Origin of the sequence: Lactococcus fujiensis JCM 16395, from assembly GCF_002441655.1 — a bacterium.
Classification (GTDB): Bacteria; Bacillota; Bacilli; order Lactobacillales; family Streptococcaceae; genus Lactococcus; species Lactococcus fujiensis.
Genome location: NZ_JXJU01000004.1, coordinates 148793 through 169221, shown reverse-complemented (window position 1 = coordinate 169221; position 20429 = coordinate 148793). Strand labels below are relative to the sequence as shown.

Below are 20429 nucleotides of genomic sequence, written 5' to 3'. Positions count from 1 at the left end.
TTTTTTGATATAATTAATTTCAATGTATTGAAATCGGTTGCAAAAGCTGCCGAATCTTAATGAATAGATTTTATTTTTAGAATTAGGAAAAATTTGAAGATAGGTAAAGGTTATGGACGAATTAATTGAAAAAGTGCATCGTTTTTTAGGAGAAGGACCACTTTATGAACATTCATTAGCAGTCGCAAATACTGCACAAGAATTAGCAAAAAAATATGGTGAAAATCCATCAAAAGCTTTTGTTGCAGGCTTATTTCATGATGTAGGTGGTATAATTCCAGTTGAAAAACGGATAAAGGTTGCTGAAATTTCAGGGATCAATTTGCTTCCTGAAGAGCTTGAAGCACCAATGTTAATCCATCAAAAAATTTCGCAATTTTTAACCCGCTGGAAATTTGGAATCTTTAATGACGAAATTCTCTCTGCAATTGGATGCCATACGACGTTAAAGGCACAGTTTTCGAAGCTTGATCTTATTGTTTTCTTAGCTGATAAAATTAGTTGGGATGGTGGGGATAATGCACCATTTAAAGCTGGTCTTCTTGAACATCTCCAGGTAAGTCCAGAATCTGCTGCCTTATATTACATTGATTTTATTCTTGATCATGGGGTTCAAGTTGTTCATCCATGGTTGAAAAATGCAAAAAGTGAATTGGAAAAGCAAGTAAAATAAAAAAGGTGAATCTCACCTTTTTTTAATTCAAACTAATTTTTTCCTCAGAGAGTTAATAAGTGCTTAGATTTGGTGCCTTAGTCAAAGTCATACTCTCTCGATCAACAACACGACGTTCTAAATTATCTCGTTCGACGACAATAATATTTTTATATTTTGTAAGATCGGCGCTTACAATTTTAACTTTTTCTCCTGATGGAAGCGTAATAATATCATCTTTTTTCATACTTATAATTCTCCTTTAGATGTTGAACACAAGTTAATATTATCACCTGTCTTATCAAGCAATAATAATAAAAGTGATTAGATAATTTTAGGAAAAATCATTATTTACAGACCATGCTTCGGTTTTTCCTTCTAGTACTTAACTAGAGTAGCTTGAATTTGACCTCCTTTAAACGATCATTTCGTTTGGGGTTGAAAATACCAGATTTGCTGATGCCTAATTTTACTATCAAGATGAATAAATTAATTGAGAGATATCCTCTCCTAGACTTGAGATATTTTTAGAACATTCAAAATCTATAAATTAATACTTGGAAATTATATACTCCCCACAACTATATATTTTACACAAATTTAAAATAAAATCAACCTTTAAAGTTACAAAAAGTATCAAATTGTATAATTTTGTTAATTTTTAGAAATTTCATTGTAAATTATCTCGCAATAAATCTTTTGAACAACCATTTTTATATTTTTGGAAAAATGATATTAATCAACGAACGATTTAGAAAAATTATTGAGATAAAGTGAAGATTAAAGTAAAATCCTCTATTATTAGACTTATCTGAGAATTTAGATTATAATAGAAAAACGAGAACATTAAAGGAGAGATAATGACTTTAACTAAAGATTTTACACAAAAATTATATGATGACTTTGCTTCAAATGCCAAATATCGTGCAGTTGAAAATGCAGTAACAAAAAATGGTTTACTCAATGCTCTGGAAGCTCGCAGTTCACATGCAGCAAATTTGTCAGAATTTTCAATTGATTTGACAAAAGATCCAGTTGCCAATCAAAAGCAATCTGGTCGTTGTTGGATGTTTGCAGCATTGAATACTTTCCGTCATAAAACGATCGCTAACTTCAAAATGGAGAATTTTGAATTTTCTCAAGCGTACACTTTCTTCTGGGATAAGTATGAAAAATCAAATTGGTTCTTCGAACAACTGTTGGAAAATCCCAATATGGATAGCGAACGTCTACGTTTCTTGCTCCAAACACCTCAAGGTGATGGCGGACAGTGGGACATGATTGTAGCGATTTTCCAAAAATATGGCGTAGTTCCAAAAGCTGTTTATCCTGAGTCTGTTGCTTCATCAGCAAGTAATGAGTTAGACCAATACCTAAATAAACTCCTTCGTCAAGATGCTCAACTCTTACTGGAGGCTGCTAAAGCAGGAAAAGATACTGTTGCCTTACGCGAAACGTTGTTGGCTGAAATTTTCAACTACTTAGCGGCAACTTTGGGATTACCGCCTCAAGAATTTGACTTTGCTTTCCGCGATAAAGATGGCGAAAACTTGACTAAATTCTCAGGCACACCTCAAGAGTTTTATGACAAATTTGTTGGTATTGATCTTGATGAATATGTTTCAGTTATCAATGCGCCAACTGAAGATAAACCCTATAACCAAAGCTACACGGTTGAATTCCTTGGCAATGTTGTCGGAGCTCGTCCTGTAAAACATTTGAACATCGAGATGGATCGATTCAAAAAATTGGCGATTGCACAAATGCAAGCTGGAGAAACTGTTTGGTTCGGTTGTGATGTTGGTCAAGTTTCAAACCGTAAGGCTGGTCTTTTGACACTGGATTCTTATGATTTTGAAACAGCACTAGACATTAAATTTACACAGGATAAAGCATCACGCTTAGATTATGCTGAAAGTTTAATGACTCATGCGATGGTCATTACTGGTGTTGACTTGGACGAAAATGGTCAATCAACAAAATGGAAAATTGAAAATTCATGGGGTAAAGATGCGGGTGCATTTGATGGTTACTTCGTTGCTTCAGACGAATGGATGGACGAATTTACTTATCAAATCGTTGTTCGCAAAGAATTTTTAAGTGAGGCTGAATTAGCAGCCTATGAAGCTGAACCAAATGTGCTCCTTCCTTGGGATCCAATGGGTGCATTGGCAAAATAATAATGATAATTAAAACTATTGCATAAGGCAATAGTTTTTTTATGCAAGAATATTACAGTGCCCTTTCAGAATAAATTATGTACAAAGAAAAAACGAAGCTTATCGGATTGAAAAATGCAATTACATAATTTATTTTCACATTACATAATTTTGCGAAAATAAAAAAAGTAGGGTAGAAAATTAGTTTATCTCTCTTTTGCCATTATTTTTTGTTATAATAAGCACATGGAAAATACGGATATTATATACGGTTTACACGCCGTAACGGAAGCATTAAATTTGAGCACAGTCAATAAACTTTACGTGGAAGAAAATTTACGTGGAAAAAATGTTGATAAAATAAAAGAACTTGCGCGCGAAAAGAAGGTGAATATTTCTTGGACCCCGAAAACTGAATTAAATAAAATGACGGATAATGGCGTTCACCAAGGTTTTGTTGCACGAGTATCTGAATTTGCCTATGCTGACTTGGATGACATCCTTTCGCAGTTGAAAGAGAAAGGCGCCGCAACCATTCTCATTTTAGATGAATTAACGGATCCACATAATTTAGGCTCTATTGCGAGAACAGCTGATGCGACAGGAGTTGACGCAATTATTATTCCAAAACATCGCTCAGTTGGAATTACTCCAGTTGCTGTAAAAGCAAGTACTGGTGCACTTCAATACGTACCAGTTATACGTGTAACTAATATTTCACAAGCCCTGACAAAATTGAAAGATAATGATTTCTGGATTTTCGGAACTGACATGGATGGAACACCTTACCATAAGTGGAACACTGCCGGAAAAATTGCACTTATTATCGGGAATGAGGGGAAAGGGATTGCGCTCAATTTAAAAAAACAAGTTGACGAGATGATTACTATTCCGATGACCGGCCATGTGCAGAGCTTAAATGCATCGGTTGCAGCTGGTGTACTGATGTATGAGATTTATAAAAATCGAAGCTAAAAAATTATTATAAAGTTGAATCATTATTTTTTAGAAAAGGAGCAAGTATGACTTTTAATATTCTTACAGACTCAACTTCGGATCTTGATGAAATGTATGCTAAAATTCATCAAATTGTTGTATTAAGTTTAACAGTTACAGTTGATGACCAAGCTTTTGATACCTTTGGCGATTCACGATTGACACCAGAGGCCCTCCTTCGTGAAATGAAAGCTGGAAAATCAGTTCAAACCTCACAAATTAACTCGGGACAGTTTGTTGAAACATTCAAGAATTTTGCGAAAAAAAATGAAGCAGTGCTCTATTTGGCATTTTCATCAGGCCTTTCAGGCACTTTTCAGTCAGCAGTCATCGCACGCGACATGGTTCATGAAGAATTCCCACAAGCTAAAATTGTCATTATTGACACCCTCGCTGCAGCATCAGGGGAAGGATTTTTGGTTGAAGAAGCAGTCAAGATGCGTGATCAAGGAAAGACAATTGAAGTAACGGCTAAAGCAATTGAAACATTGAAAATGCATTTAAGTAGCCAATTTATGGTTGAAGATTTGAGTCATTTGGCACGTGGCGGAAGAATCCCCAAAGCAGTCGCAATTGTTGGCACGATGGCAAATATAAAACCGTTACTTGATGTTGACACTGAAGGAAAGTTGCGCCAAGTCAGTAAAGTTCGAGGACGAAAAAAAGCAATTCACCAGTTAGTTGAAAAAACACTTGACAGTATTGATTTAAACTACCCACGAATCTTAATTGGTTACTCGGGTTCGAATCAGACCGCACTTGAAGTTAAGAAAACAATTTTAGATTCAAAACTTGTCAATGAAATTGATATCAGACCAATTGGGACAACTATAGTGACCCATACGGGTGAAAATACACTCGCTATTTTCTCGATTTCGAATAAAGTGAGAAAATAAAATAAAAAAACCTTAAAAAATCACAGTTCTACTATTGTTTTACTGTGATTTTGTGTTAAAATAGATAATGGGTGTAATTAGGTAAAACCTATCTATGCCACTCATTGAAATTGAAATAAAAAACGAATTGTGATGGACGAGGAAAGGAGTCGCTTTTATGGCCAAAAGTGGACTTTATACAGGCGTTGATATCGGAACAAACACAATTAAAGTGTTGGTTGCTGAATACGTCTCAGGTGAAATGAATATTATCGGCGTTGGTAACGCTAAAAGTGATGGGCTAAAAAATGGCATCATCGTTGATATAGAAAAAGTAGCACAGGCACTGCAGAAAGCTGTCAATGCTGCTGAAGAACGAGCTGGAATTACGATTGATCATATCAATGTAAGCATTCCTGCTAATCAACTAGAAATGGAACCATGCCAAGGGATGGTACCAATTGTTGGTGAAACTAAAGAAATTACAGATGCGGATGTGCTTCAGGTTATCCAAAATGCATTGATGCGTGGAATTGTTCCAGAAAGAGAAATCATTGCTGTCGAGACAACTGAGTTTACAGTTGATGGTTTCCAAGGAATCTCAGATCCACGTGGGATGTTTGGAGTACGTTTGGAGATGCGTGGCTTAGTTTACACCGGTCCTAAAACCTTAGTTCATAATATTCGAAAAGTTGTTGAACGTGCTGGTTTAAGCATTGACAACATCGTGATTGCTCCTTTGGCAATGGCACACTATGTGCTCTCTGAAGGGGAACGTGAATTTGGAACTGTTATCGTTGACCTCGGGGCAGGTCAAACGACAGTTACTGGTGTAAAAGAACAAGCTTTAGTCTTTACACATACGAGTCCTGAAGGTGGCGATTACGTTACCAAAGATATCTCAACTGTCCTCAATACTTCCCTGACGGCTGCGGAAGATTTGAAAGTGAACTACGGTGAAGCAAGTACTGATCGTGCAAGCCAAGATGAATATTTCTTGGTTGATGTAGTAGGAAAGTCTGAACCAGAACAAGTGACTGAATATTATCTTTCACAGATAATTGAAGCACGTTTAACTCAAATTATCGAAAGTGTTCGCCAAGATTTAGAACGTAATCACAACTTTGATGCACCGGGAGGTGTAGTTCTTCTTGGTGGGGCTGCTGCAATGCCAGGCGTTGTTGATTTAGCAACAAATTTGCTTAATTTAAATGCGCGTTTATTTGTACCAGCTGAAATGGGACTTCGTAACCCCGCATTTGCTCAGGTGATTAGTGTCATTGATTATGTTGGTAATCGAAGTGATATTGATATCCTTGTTTCACATGCTATTACAGGGGATTTTAGTTACTCAGTTCCTGAAGTAGTTGATAAATATGTTGCACCAGTTGCAAATAATACCACTGCTCAAGCTGCTCCTTCAACATCAGAGAATACAGATTATTACCAAGCACCAGTTAGTGCTCCAAAATCTACTGAACCTGAAGAAGAAAAAGAAGGCGTTGTTGACCGCATACGAAATATGTTTGGCAACCTCTTTGACTAATCACACGAAAAACGGAGAATTAAATAATGGAATTTTCATTTGATACAGACTTAACACAAGGCGCTGTAATTAAAGTTATCGGTGTCGGCGGTGGTGGCGGAAACGCAATTAACCGAATGATTGAAGAAGGCGTTTCAGGCGTTGAATTTATTGCTGCAAATACAGATGTTCAAGCATTGCGTAGCTCAAAAGCAGACACAGTCATCCAACTTGGACCTAAATTAACACGCGGTCTTGGTGCCGGTGCACAACCAGATGTAGGACAACGAGCAGCTGAAGAATCAGCAGAAACAATTTCACAATCGCTTGAAGGCTCTGATATGATTTTCATCACTGCTGGTATGGGCGGCGGAACAGGTACAGGTGCTGCACCTGTTATTGCTCAAATTGCAAAAGAATTGGGCGCATTGACTGTTGCAGTTGTTACACGTCCTTTTGGATTTGAAGGCTCAAAACGTTCTTATTTTGCAACTGAAGGAATCGAAGAATTACGTGCTAACGTTGATACATTGTTGATCATTTCAAACAATAATTTGCTTGAAATTGTTGACAAGAAAACACCTTTGACAGAAGCTCTCCGTGAAGCTGATAACGTTTTACGCCAAGGTGTTCAAGGTGTTACAGATTTGATTACAAATCCAGGTATGATTAACCTTGACTTCGCCGACGTTAAAACTGTTATGGCAAATAAAGGTGATGCCCTCATGGGTATTGGTGTTGCGACTGGTGAAGATCGTGTCATTGAAGCGACTCGTAAAGCAATTTACAGTCCATTACTTGAAACAACAATTGAAGGTGCTGAAAATGTGCTATTGAACGTTACAGGTGGTATGGATATGAGCTTGACAGAAGCACAAGATGCCTCTGAAATTGTTATTCAAGCCGCTGGTAATGATGTGAATATTTTACTTGGTACGTCACTTGATCCAAATCTTAAAGATGAAATTCGCGTAACTGTTGTAGCTACTGGTGTTTCTAAAGAGGATGTCGATCAAGTATTGAACCAACCTGTAAGAAAAGAAGAACCACGTCGTCAAAACTTTGTTCACAATGCAAATTTGACACACACACCAGTTAAACGTACAACACAAGCGACACAAGCTGCTCCTTCTCAAAACCAAAATAATAATGCATCATCATTTGGGGACTGGGATTTGCGTCGGGAAGCTTCACCTCGTCAAGCAGTAAACAATAATAACCGTGAAACTTCAAATGTAACAAGTTTCAATGGTGTCCCAACCACAGAAGATGATTTAGATACACCACCATTCTTCCGTAAACGCTAAGCAGATGATAAGCGAAAATGTTAAGAATATATTGAATAATGTAGATGCGGCTCGTGCTGCGTCTTATTATTCTAATCAGCCCATTTCCATATTAGCTGTTACAAAATACGTTGATGCTGATTTAGCTCGTGAAGTCATGGAAAATGGAATTACAAATATTGCTGAAAATCGGACAGAACTTTTTCTCGATAAGTATGAAAAGTTGAAAGATCTTGATTTGACTTGGCATCTTATTGGCAGTTTACAGCGCAGAAAAGTCAAAGATGTAATAAATCTTGTTGATTATTTTCATGCTTTAGATTCTATGAAACTTGCGGGTGAGATTGAAAAACGTGCGACTCATAGAATCAAATGTTTCCTAGAAGTAAATGTTTCTGGAGAGGCGAGTAAACATGGATTTCAACCAAATGAGCTCCAAGAAGTATTGCCTGAATTTGAAAAATTTAACAATATCGAAATTGTTGGTCTGATGACAATGGCCCCTTTTACGGCAACGGAAGATGAATGTGCAACTATTTTTAAGACTTTAAAGAAATTGCAAGTCGAAGTTTCTAACCAAAACTTGAAAAATGTTTCCTGCAAAGAACTGAGCATGGGAATGAGCCGTGATTATCAAATTGCAATTCGAGAAGGTGCAACCTTTGTTCGAATAGGCCATGAATTTTTTAAAGGTGTTGACTTGAAATATTAGTATATACATTTTTGAAAATCCAAAGGCGCTGTATATTTATGCATTTTTAATTTGTGAGAATTATATCTCCTGTTATTAAAATATGAATACATTATATTAACATTTTGTAATAATTTATTACTTTTTTAAGATTTGATGGTAGTAAGTTTTTTAATTAAATGTTAAAGTTATACTATTAAACTAAGTTAGGAACTGGAGGAAACAATGGCCTTTAAAGATTGGGTAAATGGTCTACGTGAGTATTTTGTAGAAGAGGATGAAGAATTCGAAGATTCTCCAAGCGCCATTCAAAAACCAAAACCAGTAGTAATACCAACTACGCCATTAAATTCAGCAGTTGAAGAAAAGGTTAAACCTGTGGCTCCAAGTCAAAAGCGGGATACGCAATATTCAACTTCAAGACCTCAGGTGCGTCAACAACAACAAACGCGTCAAACTCAAATGCGTTCTAATACAGCACCTAAAGAAAGTACTTTAGAAAAGAATACAATGAACCAAACAATGACAGCTCAACAAAAAGTTGAAGCGGCTGTTTCTACTATTGCAATTAAAGAACCACGTGCATATGCTGACATTATGGAAGCTGCACGAATTGTAAAGAATGGGGAATCAGTTCTCGTTAATTTTAAATTCATGGGTGACAACCAGGCACGTCGTTCAATCGACTTTATGACGGGTGTTGCCTTTACATTAGATGGTGATATACAAAATGTGGGAGGACAAATTTTCTTAATGACCCCTGCTCATATTACAGTAGATGCAGCTAAAGAGATGTCTATGTTAGCTGGTCAAAATTTTGAAAGCTACGATTTATACTAATGATGACAATTTCGACTTTGAATCTTATCGCAAATGTTTTAAGTTTTATCTTCCGTCTGATGGATATTTATAGTTGGATTTTAGTTGCATATGCTTTAATGAGCTGGATTCCTCAACTACAGTCAAGTATTGTAGGACGTTGGATTATAAAACTTGTTCGGCCATACTTAAATCTTTTCGATCGGCTACCTTTGCAATTTGCAGGCCTTGATTTCACTGTTTTGGTGGCTTTGATTTCAATTCAAGTCATCGAAAAATTCATTGTCATCGTCTTTAATGCATTAGTATGATTAATGAGAATATTTACCAGCATTTCAAGCCAGAGGAACGTAACTTCATTGAACGATGTTTCGACTGGCTCAATCGAGTTGAAGATGATTATGCAATAATAACGACGCCTTTTCTGAATCCGAGAGAATGTTACGTTTTAAAGAATTTAATTGGGCAAAGAGAAATTAAATTCTTTTCTACAGAAGACATTGGAACGGAAGAGTTACACAAAGTAATTTTGGCCCCTCTCTTTTACGATCTCGAGTTATCAGATTTTGATGTTGCTTTGCTGGAAATTAAATATGCAAGTAAGTTTAACTCAATTCGGCATGCGCAGGTTCTAGGTGCATTTCTGAATCAATCTGGTGTAAGAAGACAAGAACTTGGTGATATTGTCATTGCTGACCAAAAAGTTCAAGTATTTGTCAGTCGACATCTTGTTGAACTATTTGTTTCAATCGAGAAAATTTCAAATGTTTCTGTTCAAATTAAAGAAGTGTCCTTTTCAAAATTGGAAAAAGCTGTGGATAATTCTATTCATGAGGTTATCCTTGTGGAAAACTTGCGAATAGATAAAATCATTGCCGCTTCTTTTAATGTTTCTCGCAATCTTGCGACTAATATGTTAGAATCAAATAAGGTAAAATTAAATTACCTTGAAATTGAAAAAAAAGATTTTTCTGTGACAATCAATGATTTAATTAGTGTTCGAGGATTCGGACGGATAAAAATAATTGATCTTTTGGGGCTTACCAAAAAGAGAAAACAGAAAGTTTCAGTTATAATAATCAAAAATAAAAAATAGTCTAGAATTAACTAGCACATGTAGACTTGACTTTAATTTTTAAAAAATTGATTAGGAAAATCTAAAAAATTTCCTCATTAATTTTTTAAATATTATAACATGCCTTCTTATGGAAGGCAGCATCTACATGACTAAAGGAGGAACGATGACATTAAATAGTCTGGACGTCCAAAATAAAACCTTTAATCCACAATGGCGTGGTTTCAATAAACACGAAGTTGATGAATTTTTGGATATCGTGGTACGTGATTATGATGAATTTGCCCAAAAATTGAAGGACCAGGACCGTGAGTTAAAAACTTTACGTGAACGCGTAAAATATTTTGACGAAATGAAAGATTCATTGAATAAATCAATCGTTGTCGCTCAAGATGCTGCGGATAACTTAAAAGCTCAAGCTGAAAAAGAGGCTGATAGTTTGATGACTGATGCACATGCAAAAAGTCAATCTTCAATTGCTGATGCAGCAACTAAGGGCCAATTAATTATTGAAGCAGCAAAAAAAGAAGCCAGTCTTATCTTGAATGCTGCATCTGATGATGCACGTGAAATGGTACGTAACACAGATGATTTGAAACGTACAATGCGCATTTACCATCAACGTATGAATTCAATGATTGAAAATCAACTCGTTCAAATTAAATCTGAAGACTGGGAAGAAGTTTTAAAACCTGCGTCGAGTGATTACTTGATTAATCCTGAGGAAAAACTTCAAGAGATTCTTGAGTCAACAACTCAAGCGAATGAGGGCGAAGGAGTAACAGACGAAGATGCTAATGTTGAAACTGAAGTGGAAGCTAAAGAATTAGCAGAAACAAGTGAAGTCGAGGCAGATGCTGAAGTTGAAGCAGATACTGAAATCACAGCAATGCCTGAAGCCGTTTCAGAAGCTAAATCATTTAACCATGAAACAACTGAAGAACCTGTTGAACACAATTCTGAAGATGACAACGAGGAACCTGATGTTACAGTCGAACACGTTGAACATCATTCATCTGAAATTTTTCCTGAATTAGAAGAAAATCCAGGATCAGTTGAAAAAACTGTAAATGAAACCTTACCTGATGAATCAGAAACAACAAGTGAGTCACACGAATAATCAAAAAAGTCAAAACAACAAATAAAAAAGATACTTAAAGCAAGCGAGTGTTGATGGAAGTCTCGTAGTCACTCTATTTTATTTTATCAGTTGACGATGTCGTAAGACAAATTCTCTTAACTGAACTAAATTAAGTTAAGACGGTTGACAGACGTTACCTGTTAGCAAGTTTTTGTCATCACTGACAAAATAAATTAAGGTGGTACCGCGGTTTTCGTCCTTTGCGAAAGCCGCTTTTTTGTTTTTTGACTTTTCCACTGTGAATAAAGAGGGCAGTAATAATTGGCTAAATTTATTCACAGAGGAAAAATAAATGTAAAATTTTAAATCCACTTCGGAGGTAGAAATGAAAATTAAAGATACTTTAAATCTTGGGAAAACGGCATTTCCGATGCGTGCCGGTCTTCCTAAGAAAGAACCTGTTTGGCAAAAAGACTGGGATGATAACGATTTATATGGTAAACGTCAAGCGTTGAACGAAGGGAAACCTTCTTACATGCTTCATGATGGACCTCCATATGCTAATGGGAACATTCACATTGGACATTCATTGAACAAGGTTTCGAAGGATATTATTGTCCGTTATAAATCAATGGCCGGTTTTCGTGCCCCTTATGTTCCTGGTTGGGATACACACGGTTTGCCTATTGAACAACAATTGGCTAAAGCAGGTATGAAACGCAAGGAAATGGACCGCGCCCTTTATCTCGAAGAATGCCGAAAATATGCCCTCTCACAAGTTGATAAACAGAGAAAAGATTTTAAATCACTTGGTGTTCTTGGAGACTGGGAACATCCTTATTTGACACTTTTACCAGAATTTGAAGCGCAAGAAATCCGTGTCTTTGGTAAAATGGCCGAAAAAGGCTATATCTATAAGGGGGCTAAACCTATTTACTGGTCTCCATCATCTGAATCTTCTCTTGCAGAAGCTGAAATTGAGTATCATGATGTGAAATCACCTTCGTTGTATGTAGCTTTCAAGGCGTCTGATACTAAAGGAAAGTTGCCCGAAGATACAGAATTTGTCATTTGGACGACTACTGTCTGGACATTCCCTTCAAATCGAGGAATTTTTGTTCACCCCGATTATACTTATGTTCTTGTTCAAGTGAATAATCGAAAGTTTTTAGTCGCACAAGATTTACTTCAAGATGTTGCGGAAAAATTAAGCTGGAATGACCCTGAAGTTTTACAAACCATTAAAGGTTCAGAACTTGAGTACATGACAGCACATCACCCATTCTATGACCGTGAATCTTTGGTCATGGTCGGGGACTATGTTTCGCTTGACTCAGGGACAGGATTAGTCCATTCTTCTCCTAACCATGGTGAAGATGACTATTTCTACTCACGTTCATATCAATTGCCTGTAATTGAAGATTTAGATGGTCAAGGTCGTTTCAATGAAAATGCACCTGGACTTGAAGGAATGTATTATGAAAAGGCAATTCCAACAATTCAAGGCTGGCTTGAGGAAAATGATCGTCTCTTGAATATTACTTACTTTACTCACTCGTATCCACACGATTGGCGGACAAAGAAACCAGTCGTTTACCGGGCAACGCCACAATGGTTTGCTTCAATTGATAAATTCCGTCAAAATATCATGGACGAAGTTGAACGAGTTGACTGGATTGTTCCATGGGGAAAAACACGTCTCTACAATATGGTTCGAGACCGTGGTGACTGGGTCATCTCACGTCAACGTGCGTGGGGAGTACCATTGCCAATTTTCTATGGTGAAGATGGAACTCCAATTATCACACCTGAAACGACAGAACATGTGGCTCAACTCTTTGAAAAATATGGCTCCGGATATTGGTTTACTCACGAAACGAAGGATCTTTTGCCCGAAGGATTTACTCATCCAAGTTCACCAAATGGAGAATTCACCAAGGAAAATGACATCATGGATGTTTGGTTCGATTCAGGATCTTCTTGGAATGGTGTTTTGAACACTCGTAAAGAATTGAGTTATCCTGCAGATCTTTATCTTGAAGGATCAGACCAATACCGTGGATGGTTCAATTCATCAATAACGACGTCTGTCGCTGTTAATGGGGTCGCACCTTATAAAGCAGTTTTGTCACAAGGCTTTGTACTAGATGGAAAAGGCATGAAAATGTCTAAATCTCTTGGCAATACAATTGTTCCTGCGGATGTAACAACAAAATTTGGTGCTGATATTCTTCGCTTGTGGGTTGCCACTGTCGACTATGAGAATGATGTCCGTGTCTCTATGGATATTTTGAGTCAAGTTTCGGATGTTTATCGTAAAATTCGTAATACGCTTCGTTTCTTGATTGCTAATACAGTAGACTTCAATAAAAATACTGATGCTATCGCATATGCTGAGTTAACAGGCGTTGATAAATATATGCTTGTTAAATTTAATGAATTGGTCCGTTCTGTTCGTAAGAGCTATGATCATTACAGTTTCATTAGTGTTTATAAAGAAGTCGTTAACTTCCTAACGAATGATTTGTCGGCTTTCTATCTTGATTTTGCGAAAGATGTTGTTTATATTGATTCAGCTAAATCTGAAAGTCGCCGTGGAATGCAAACGGTGATGTATCATATCTTGGTTAATTTGGTAAAATTACTTGTTCCAATTTTGCCACACACAACTGAAGAAGTATGGACATACCTTGAAGATGAAACTGAAGAATATGCTTATCTCGCTGAAATGCCCGAAGCAATTAATTATCCAGGCTCAGACGAATTACTTGAAAATTGGAATGCTTTCTTCGATTTCCGAAACAAAGTCTTGAAGGCACTTGAAGAAGCGCGTGAAGCGAAATTGATTGGAAAATCATTCGAAGCCAAAGTAACTGTTTATCCAAACGAAGTTACTCGTACGCTTTTGAATTCATTAGATGAAAATTTGGCTACATTGCTTATTGTGTCAGAATTGAAAATCTCAACTGATAAGGCACCTGATAATGCTTATGTCTTTAACGACTCAGCAATCCTTGTTGAACATGCTGAAGGACAAGTCTGTGACCGTTGTCGCCGAACTGATAAAACCGTTGGTACGAATGCTAATGAGCATCTCCATATGCTCTGTGATAATTGTTCAGCCATTGTTGAAAAAGACTTCCCCGAAGTATTAATATCTGGTTTTGAAGCGTAAGATTAAATTAAAACTCTATTAGCATGACGTGCTGATAGAGTTTTTTTAATAAAAAAAAAACTGCTTGTGCAGTTTTTTAGAATGCTGGAAGTACCATCGCAATGACGCTGAAAAGTGTCAAAATAATCATGATGACAACAACGACGAAAACGATTTTTTGAAAAGTACTTTTGGTTTGTTTTTTATATGCCATAATTTCCTCAATATAATTTAATAATTTTCACTATTGTATCAGTAAAAGTAGTAAATTTCAAATGTTTTTCTTATTTATGATCTGTCTCAGTTTCTGAAAATTTTATTGACAAATCGTCTTCTTGTTTATGAATGTCAGTGTCCAAAAACTTTGCAAAAGGATCTTTAGGGTGATCATTTTTTGTAGTTAAATCATCTCCTAATGAAACCAAATCTACGTTGGAGACCCCAAGAGTATCCATCATTTTATCAAAATCATCTCTTTTTCTAAATGTTAATCCCATGAAATTTATCATCCTTTCTTGTGAAACGATATTATGGACTAATCATAACATTTTTGACATTGGACTACAAGAAAAGAGCAACTTTTCAATCGTGGTAGACATTCAACTGATTTTGTAGGTTTTTGATGCAAGCAATTCATCAAAATTTCAAAAAAAGTAACTAAAAAGGCTGATAAAACTTGCTTTTTTCCGTTATTTTCGTTATAATTGTCAAGAACGGTAGATTGTGGCAACACAGCCTGCCAATTAAAAATATTTTTTTTTCAATATAAGGAGACATTTTAAAATGGCTAAAGCTGTATACGATCGTAGCAAACCACACGTTAACATCGGAACAATCGGACACGTCGATCACGGTAAAACTACATTGACTGCTGCAATTACTAAAGTTCTTGCTGAAAAATACCCTTCTGCAACTAACGTTGTTAAAGACTACGCATCAATCGATGCTGCTCCAGAAGAACGCGAACGTGGTATCACAATTAACACTGCTCACGTTGAATACGAAACTCCTGCCCGTCACTATGCGCATATCGATGCCCCAGGTCACGCGGACTACGTTAAAAACATGATCACTGGTGCTGCCCAAATGGACGGAGCTATCCTCGTTGTTGCTGCAACTGATGGACCAATGCCTCAAACACGTGAACACATCTTGCTTTCACGTCAAGTTGGTGTTAAATACCTTATCGTATTCCTTAACAAAGCTGACCTCGTTGATGACGAAGAATTGCTTGAACTTGTTGAAATGGAAGTTCGTGACCTCTTGTCAGAATATGACTTCGATGGCGACAATATTCCATTCGTAACTGGTTCTGCACTTGGTGCTTTGAACGGTGAAGAAAAATACGTTAACGCTATCCTTGAATTGATGGATATCGTTGATACATATATTCCAACTCCAGTTCGTGACCTTGACAAACCATTGTTGCTCCCAGTCGAAGATGTATTCTCAATCACTGGTCGTGGTACTGTTGCATCAGGACGTATCGAACGTGGTGTTGTTGAAGTCGGAAACGAAATCGAAATCGTTGGTATCAAAGAAGACACTAAAAAAGCGGTTGTTACTGGTGTTGAAATGTTCCGTAAAACACTTTCACGTGGTGAAGCTGGCGATAACGTTGGTGTATTGCTCCGTGGTGTTCTTCGTGACGAAATTGAACGTGGTCAAGTTATTGCTAAACCAGGTTCAATCACTCCACACACACAATTTGAAGGTGAAGTTTATATCTTGACAAAAGAAGAAGGCGGACGTCACACTCCATTCTTCGATAACTACCGTCCTCAATTCTACTTCCACACAACTGACGTTACTGGTTCAATCAAACTTCCTGAAGGAACTGAAATGGTAATGCCTGGTGATAATGTCCACATCGAAGTTGACCTTATCCACCCAGTTGCCGTTGAAGAAGGAACAACTTTCTCTATCCGTGAAGGTGGACGTACTGTTGGTTCAGGTATGGTTGCTAAAATCGATAAATAATTCGACTTTCACAACCTTTATTCAATTTAATAATTGAAATTACAAAAGCTGTTAGTATTGACAGCTTTTTTTTTGCTCATTTTAATTTTAAAGGCTATAAAAAAACCTATCCACAGGACAGATTTTTTATTTTGTTATGAAAATACCGCGATCTACTAAAGCATTCATTTGGAAATAAAACTTTTCCTGAATGATTGAATTGGCGTTTTTGAATATATTAACATTTCTCAGACCTGATAAATCGGTGATAGCCATTTTAAATCCTGTCAAATCTGAATTAATAATAATTTTTAATAAGAAACCTCTCCCAGAATTAGGGACTTCTTCAAGGATCCTTTTGAATTCGTAAGAACCCGCCTTAGTTTGAATAAAAGTATTATCTTTGAGTGTAAATTTTTTGATTGATGGAGAAAGGGCATAAGTATCTTTGCAATCATCAAGGTGTTTTTCAGTAACGAAAGCCATAAAACCTCCTAATTTTTTATTCGTATTTGTTTATTACGGTATTAATGTAATGCTTTTTTTAGTTGGAGCACAAATTGATCCACATCCTCAATTGAATTAAGTTCCGAAAAAGAGACACGTATATTTTCTTTAAGTTTAGCTGAGTCTTCCCCATAGAAACTTGCAAGGACATGAGAAGGCTCGATTGTACCTGCTGTACAAGCAGAACCAGTTGAAATTGCAATTCCTGCCAGATCAAGCTTTGTTAGAAGCAAATCATGGTTGACGTTTGGAAAGGCGATATTAACAACGTGCGGCATACTTGGACCAAATTCATTTTTGTAATAATCTAAGCCTTGAATTTGATCGAAAAGATGTGCTTTAAGAGTAGCAACGTGCTGAAAATTGGTTTCCATTTTGTCAATAGAAATCTTCAATGCTAAAGCCATGCCAACAAGAGAATGAATATTTTCGGTACCTGCGCGCCGTTTTTCTTCTTGTTCACCCCCATGAATTAATGGGTCAAAAAGGACATCTGAATGATAAAGGAAGCCTACCCCTTTTGGACCATGAAATTTATGACCAGATGCGGAAACGAAATCAGCGCCAATCTCTTGTGGAAGGACTGGGATTTTACCCATCACCTGAGTCGCATCAACATGGAAAACAGCAGAATGATTTGCTAAAAGAGCACCAACTTCTTTAACAGGAAGCAATTGACCTGTTTCATTATTTGAATACATCATGCTGACAATCAAAGTATCCGAACGTAATTCTCGCTCTACTAAATTTGCAGTAATTAAACCATCTTCATTTGGTGTAATGATTGTCACATCAAATCCAAATCGTTCGTGCAGATATTTAACAGTGTTAATAACGGAGGGATGCTCTATTGCGGTTGTAATTATGTGGTTTCCGAGCGAACGGTGTGCAAGCGCATAGCCAATTAGTGCCGTATTGTTTGCCTCACTCGCTCCAGATGTGAACGTAATTTGCCGTTCTGACACAGCCAGTGCATCCGCTATGGAGGCACGACTGTTTCTAATCAATTGGGCAGCATGACGCCCGAAAGAATGAATGCTCGATGGGTTACCAAAAGTTGAAAGTAGTGTTTCAGACATCACTTCTACAACTTCAGGCAACACAGGAGTAGTAGCAGCATTGTCTAAATAGATCATTTGATTAGTCCTGTGCTTTTTCGTGTTCAAACAATGGAGATACGGGACGGCCTTCGTGAATACGTAAGATCGCGTTAGCAAGGTATTCAGCGGCAGATAGGTACTTCACGTTTGAAGGTTTACGGTGGTCAGTGACAACAGAATCCGTGACCAAAATTTCTTTAATATCAGATTTTTCTAAAATATCAGCAGCATTGGTTGTAAATAAACCATGACTGGCAACTGCATAAATTTCGTTTGCACCAGCAGCTTTAACAACCGCTGCTGCGTTACCAAATGTGACTCCAGTATTCAAAATATCATCAATGAGGATGACACGTTTTCCTTCAACATTACCAATAACATAGCCGTTTTCACGTTGTTTGTCGTCATCTTCATAATCGACAATTGCAATTGGGGATTCCAAATATTCTGCTAAGCTACGCGCACGTTTAATGCCAGAGTTTTTTGGTGCAACTACAACGACATCATCACCGAACAAACCAGCGCTACGATAGTAGTCAGCAAAAAGTGGAACAGTAAACAAATTATCCACTGGAATATCGAAGAATCCTTGTACTTGGACAGCGTGCAAGTCAAGAGTCAAAATACGATCAGCTCCTGCTTTAACAATCATGTCTGCAACAAGTTTAGCTGTAATTGGTTCACGAGAAGTGGCAGTACGGTCTTGACGAGCGTAACCAAAGTAAGGCATTACAAGATTCACTGAATGGGCTGAAGCACGTTTACATGCATCAATCATAATCAATAATTCCCAAAGATGATCATTAACAGGGCAGCTAGTAGACTGAACAATAAAAACGTCACGACTACGAACTGATTCCTCCATATTGATCATAATTTCGCCATCAGAAAATTGTTTAGTAGAAACTTTCCCAAGAGGTACTCCTGTAAATTGGCTGATATGTTCAGCTAGTCCAGGGTTTGATGTCAAGGCAAAAAGTTTTAGGTGCGAGTCAGAGTAAACCACGATTTCTCTCCATTTTCATATTATTCTACTTCAAATTCGACTTTGAAGTTGCATTAGATAACTCCTATTTTACCAAAAAAATGTCATAAATGACAGTGTCACTGGCTATAAGTTAGAGTATGGATGACCATATTTGTGAAAAGTAATGAAAAGCTCTGGATTATGTAAAAGACATATATTTATTCTTGACAAACTGTAATAAAAAGAGTACAAATAAAGTAGAAAAGATATTGGAGAGGTAAAAATAGAACCCTCTTAAGATCTTTGATAAAGGAGAAAAACATGAAATCTAAATCTGTTAAAACAGGTCTTATTTGTGGATCGGCTATTGTTGCGCTTACTTTTGGCGGAGTAATCGTAGCGAATGCACAACTTTATACCTCGACAACATCAGCAACAACGACCGATGTTGAAACAGGTCCTACGGCAGCTGGAGTTTATAAGGCCACATTTATGGTCACCGCCCCTAAAACTGTATCTGTACCAGTTGGCGCAACTGCAGCTCAAGTTAAAACAGCTATTGGTGCAGTTGCTCAATATGTCAACACAAAAATGTTGACGGCTAGTGCTACTTCAGCAGCTGAATACACACAGGCTGATGTCACAAAAGCAGAAAATGGTGCGACTGCACTCGAAATCTTAGGCCCATCAAATGCGCACCACGCAACTGATATTATTTCAGTAAGTAATGTTGACACTTCCAAAGTAGGAACTTATACAGCAACAGTTACTGCAGCAGGAACAGAAGCAAATACTAAAGATGCAACAGTTACAGTAACGGTTAATGTAGGAGAAACACCAATTTATGAAATTGCCAAAGGCAATGACCACTATTTGACAACTGATGCAACACGCTTGTTTGCCCTTCAAATGCAAGGCTACAATTCATTGCATGTTATTGGTTATGCACCTACTTCAGGGACACTAGTTAACAACTGGTACAGTAATAAATTACAACGTCATGTCTTTACGACTAACACAAGCGCAGCGTATGTCGCACACTTGAAAGCGTTAGGATACACTCAATTCCCATCGACAGTATATTCTGCAGCTTCAACAGCTGTTCCAGTATCAGTTTCATACAATGCGAAAGCAAACCATTTTTATACAACGAGCAAGACCCTTCCTACAGGATATGGTAATGCAACGACAGCTTTCTATGCATTAAGCTTTACAGAAACAGTTCCATCAACTGCTGAAATGGTTACGTTGGCCAACAGCAAGATGAATGCTTACATCACGTCTAGCGGAAATACTGGCTATACAAATTTCCTTAATTTAAGCCCAGTTCAGTCTGTAACTTATGATTCTACTACGGCTGCTGCAGTCGTAACAGTGGCAGTAAAAGCAGCTGAAACAAAAGCACTTGCATTAGGCTATACTCAAGCTCAGATTAATAGTTTGATTGCCCAGGCAGAAGCAGTTGGTACAGAAGGTTTACTTACTGAAGGTGTTAAATCTGTTTCTTATAATCTTGTTTAATGATAAGTAAAAAAGTTTAGAGACAAATATGGAGGACTTGGTTCAAATAATCAAGTCCTCTC

The 20429-nt window shown here is 37.1% G+C and carries 20 protein-coding genes; 14 read left to right on the top strand and 6 right to left on the bottom strand.

Translation table 11 applies throughout. The features are described 5' to 3' along the window. The first annotated feature begins 112 nt into the window (after window positions 1-112). On the top strand, window positions 113-673 hold the full coding sequence (yqeK, locus tag RT41_RS04695) for a bis(5'-nucleosyl)-tetraphosphatase (symmetrical) YqeK (RefSeq protein WP_096817788.1): 561 nt from the start codon (window positions 113-115) through the stop codon (window positions 671-673). 52 nt (window positions 674-725) lie between these two features. On the opposite strand, the gene RT41_RS04690 is transcribed toward yqeK, so the two are convergent. Then, window positions 726-899 (bottom strand): bacteriocin, encoded by a 174-nt coding sequence (locus RT41_RS04690; protein ID WP_096817786.1) that lies wholly within the window; start codon window positions 897-899, stop codon window positions 726-728. Between the two features lie 613 nt (window positions 900-1512). Here RT41_RS04690 and pepC point away from each other — a divergent pair. The 11 genes from pepC (at window position 1513) to ileS (ending at window position 14334) form a co-directional block, all read left to right on the top strand. Next, complete coding sequence (gene pepC, locus RT41_RS04685; protein ID WP_096817784.1) at window positions 1513-2832, top strand: aminopeptidase C; 1320 nt, start codon at window positions 1513-1515, stop codon at window positions 2830-2832. Between the two features lie 225 nt (window positions 2833-3057). Beyond that, window positions 3058-3786: a 23S rRNA (guanosine(2251)-2'-O)-methyltransferase RlmB gene (gene rlmB, locus RT41_RS04680; RefSeq protein WP_096817782.1), complete on the top strand. Its 729-nt coding sequence runs from the start codon at window positions 3058-3060 to the stop codon at window positions 3784-3786. 47 nt (window positions 3787-3833) lie between these two features. Then, a complete protein-coding gene (locus tag RT41_RS04675) occupies window positions 3834-4703 on the top strand; it encodes a DegV family protein (protein ID WP_054639584.1) in 870 nt (289 codons plus the stop codon). A gap of 157 nt (window positions 4704-4860) precedes the next feature. Then, entirely contained in the window at window positions 4861-6228 is a 1368-nt protein-coding gene (gene ftsA / locus RT41_RS04670; protein WP_096817781.1) for a cell division protein FtsA, read from the top strand. Between the two features lie 26 nt (window positions 6229-6254). Beyond that, window positions 6255-7514, top strand: coding sequence for a cell division protein FtsZ (gene ftsZ / locus RT41_RS04665; RefSeq protein ID WP_054639583.1), 1260 nt, complete (start codon window positions 6255-6257; stop codon window positions 7512-7514). A 4-nt stretch (window positions 7515-7518) separates the two neighbouring features. Further along, window positions 7519-8205, top strand: coding sequence for a YggS family pyridoxal phosphate-dependent enzyme (locus tag RT41_RS04660; RefSeq protein ID WP_096817779.1), 687 nt, complete (start codon window positions 7519-7521; stop codon window positions 8203-8205). A 204-nt stretch (window positions 8206-8409) separates the two neighbouring features. Further along, on the top strand, window positions 8410-9024 hold the full coding sequence (locus RT41_RS04655; protein WP_054639581.1) for a cell division protein SepF: 615 nt from the start codon (window positions 8410-8412) through the stop codon (window positions 9022-9024). After that, a complete protein-coding gene (locus RT41_RS04650; protein ID WP_245811596.1) occupies window positions 9024-9314 on the top strand; it encodes a YggT family protein in 291 nt (96 codons plus the stop codon). The genes RT41_RS04655 and RT41_RS04650 overlap by 1 nt, the downstream gene beginning before the upstream one ends. Beyond that, entirely contained in the window at window positions 9311-10099 is a 789-nt protein-coding gene (locus tag RT41_RS04645) for a YlmH family RNA-binding protein (RefSeq protein WP_054639580.1), read from the top strand. Before RT41_RS04650 ends, RT41_RS04645 begins: the two co-directional genes overlap by 4 nt. Window positions 10100-10244: 145 nt before the next feature. Next, a complete protein-coding gene (locus tag RT41_RS04640; RefSeq protein WP_096817777.1) occupies window positions 10245-11198 on the top strand; it encodes a DivIVA domain-containing protein in 954 nt (317 codons plus the stop codon). Window positions 11199-11544: 346 nt separating this feature from the next. Further along, a complete protein-coding gene (ileS, locus tag RT41_RS04635) occupies window positions 11545-14334 on the top strand; it encodes an isoleucine--tRNA ligase (RefSeq protein WP_096817775.1) in 2790 nt (929 codons plus the stop codon). A gap of 76 nt (window positions 14335-14410) precedes the next feature. On the opposite strand, the gene RT41_RS04630 is transcribed toward ileS, so the two are convergent. Continuing rightward, window positions 14411-14527 carry a DUF4044 domain-containing protein gene (locus RT41_RS04630; RefSeq protein ID WP_096817773.1) on the bottom strand — a complete coding sequence of 39 codons (117 nt, stop codon included), beginning with the start codon at window positions 14525-14527 and terminating at the stop codon, window positions 14411-14413. 70 nt (window positions 14528-14597) lie between these two features. Further along, a complete protein-coding gene (locus RT41_RS10330; RefSeq protein WP_143467346.1) occupies window positions 14598-14810 on the bottom strand; it encodes an SPJ_0845 family protein in 213 nt (70 codons plus the stop codon). A gap of 286 nt (window positions 14811-15096) precedes the next feature. On the opposite strand from RT41_RS10330, the gene tuf reads away from it, so the two are divergent. Beyond that, window positions 15097-16293, top strand: coding sequence for an elongation factor Tu (tuf, locus tag RT41_RS04620; protein WP_096817771.1), 1197 nt, complete (start codon window positions 15097-15099; stop codon window positions 16291-16293). Window positions 16294-16419: 126 nt separating this feature from the next. On the opposite strand, the gene RT41_RS04615 is transcribed toward tuf, so the two are convergent. From RT41_RS04615 to RT41_RS04605, 3 genes are read right to left on the bottom strand one after another with little or no spacing between them, the layout of a single operon-like run. Next, complete coding sequence (locus tag RT41_RS04615; RefSeq protein WP_096817769.1) at window positions 16420-16758, bottom strand: DUF1831 domain-containing protein; 339 nt, start codon at window positions 16756-16758, stop codon at window positions 16420-16422. A gap of 41 nt (window positions 16759-16799) precedes the next feature. Then, window positions 16800-17915 carry a cysteine desulfurase family protein gene (locus RT41_RS04610; RefSeq protein WP_054639579.1) on the bottom strand — a complete coding sequence of 372 codons (1116 nt, stop codon included), beginning with the start codon at window positions 17913-17915 and terminating at the stop codon, window positions 16800-16802. 4 nt (window positions 17916-17919) lie between these two features. Then, on the bottom strand, window positions 17920-18885 hold the full coding sequence (locus RT41_RS04605; protein ID WP_096817767.1) for a ribose-phosphate diphosphokinase: 966 nt from the start codon (window positions 18883-18885) through the stop codon (window positions 17920-17922). A 282-nt stretch (window positions 18886-19167) separates the two neighbouring features. Between RT41_RS04605 and RT41_RS04600 the strand changes: the two genes are divergently transcribed. After that, complete coding sequence (locus RT41_RS04600; RefSeq protein ID WP_054639578.1) at window positions 19168-20367, top strand: hypothetical protein; 1200 nt, start codon at window positions 19168-19170, stop codon at window positions 20365-20367. Window positions 20368-20429 lie beyond the last annotated feature (62 nt).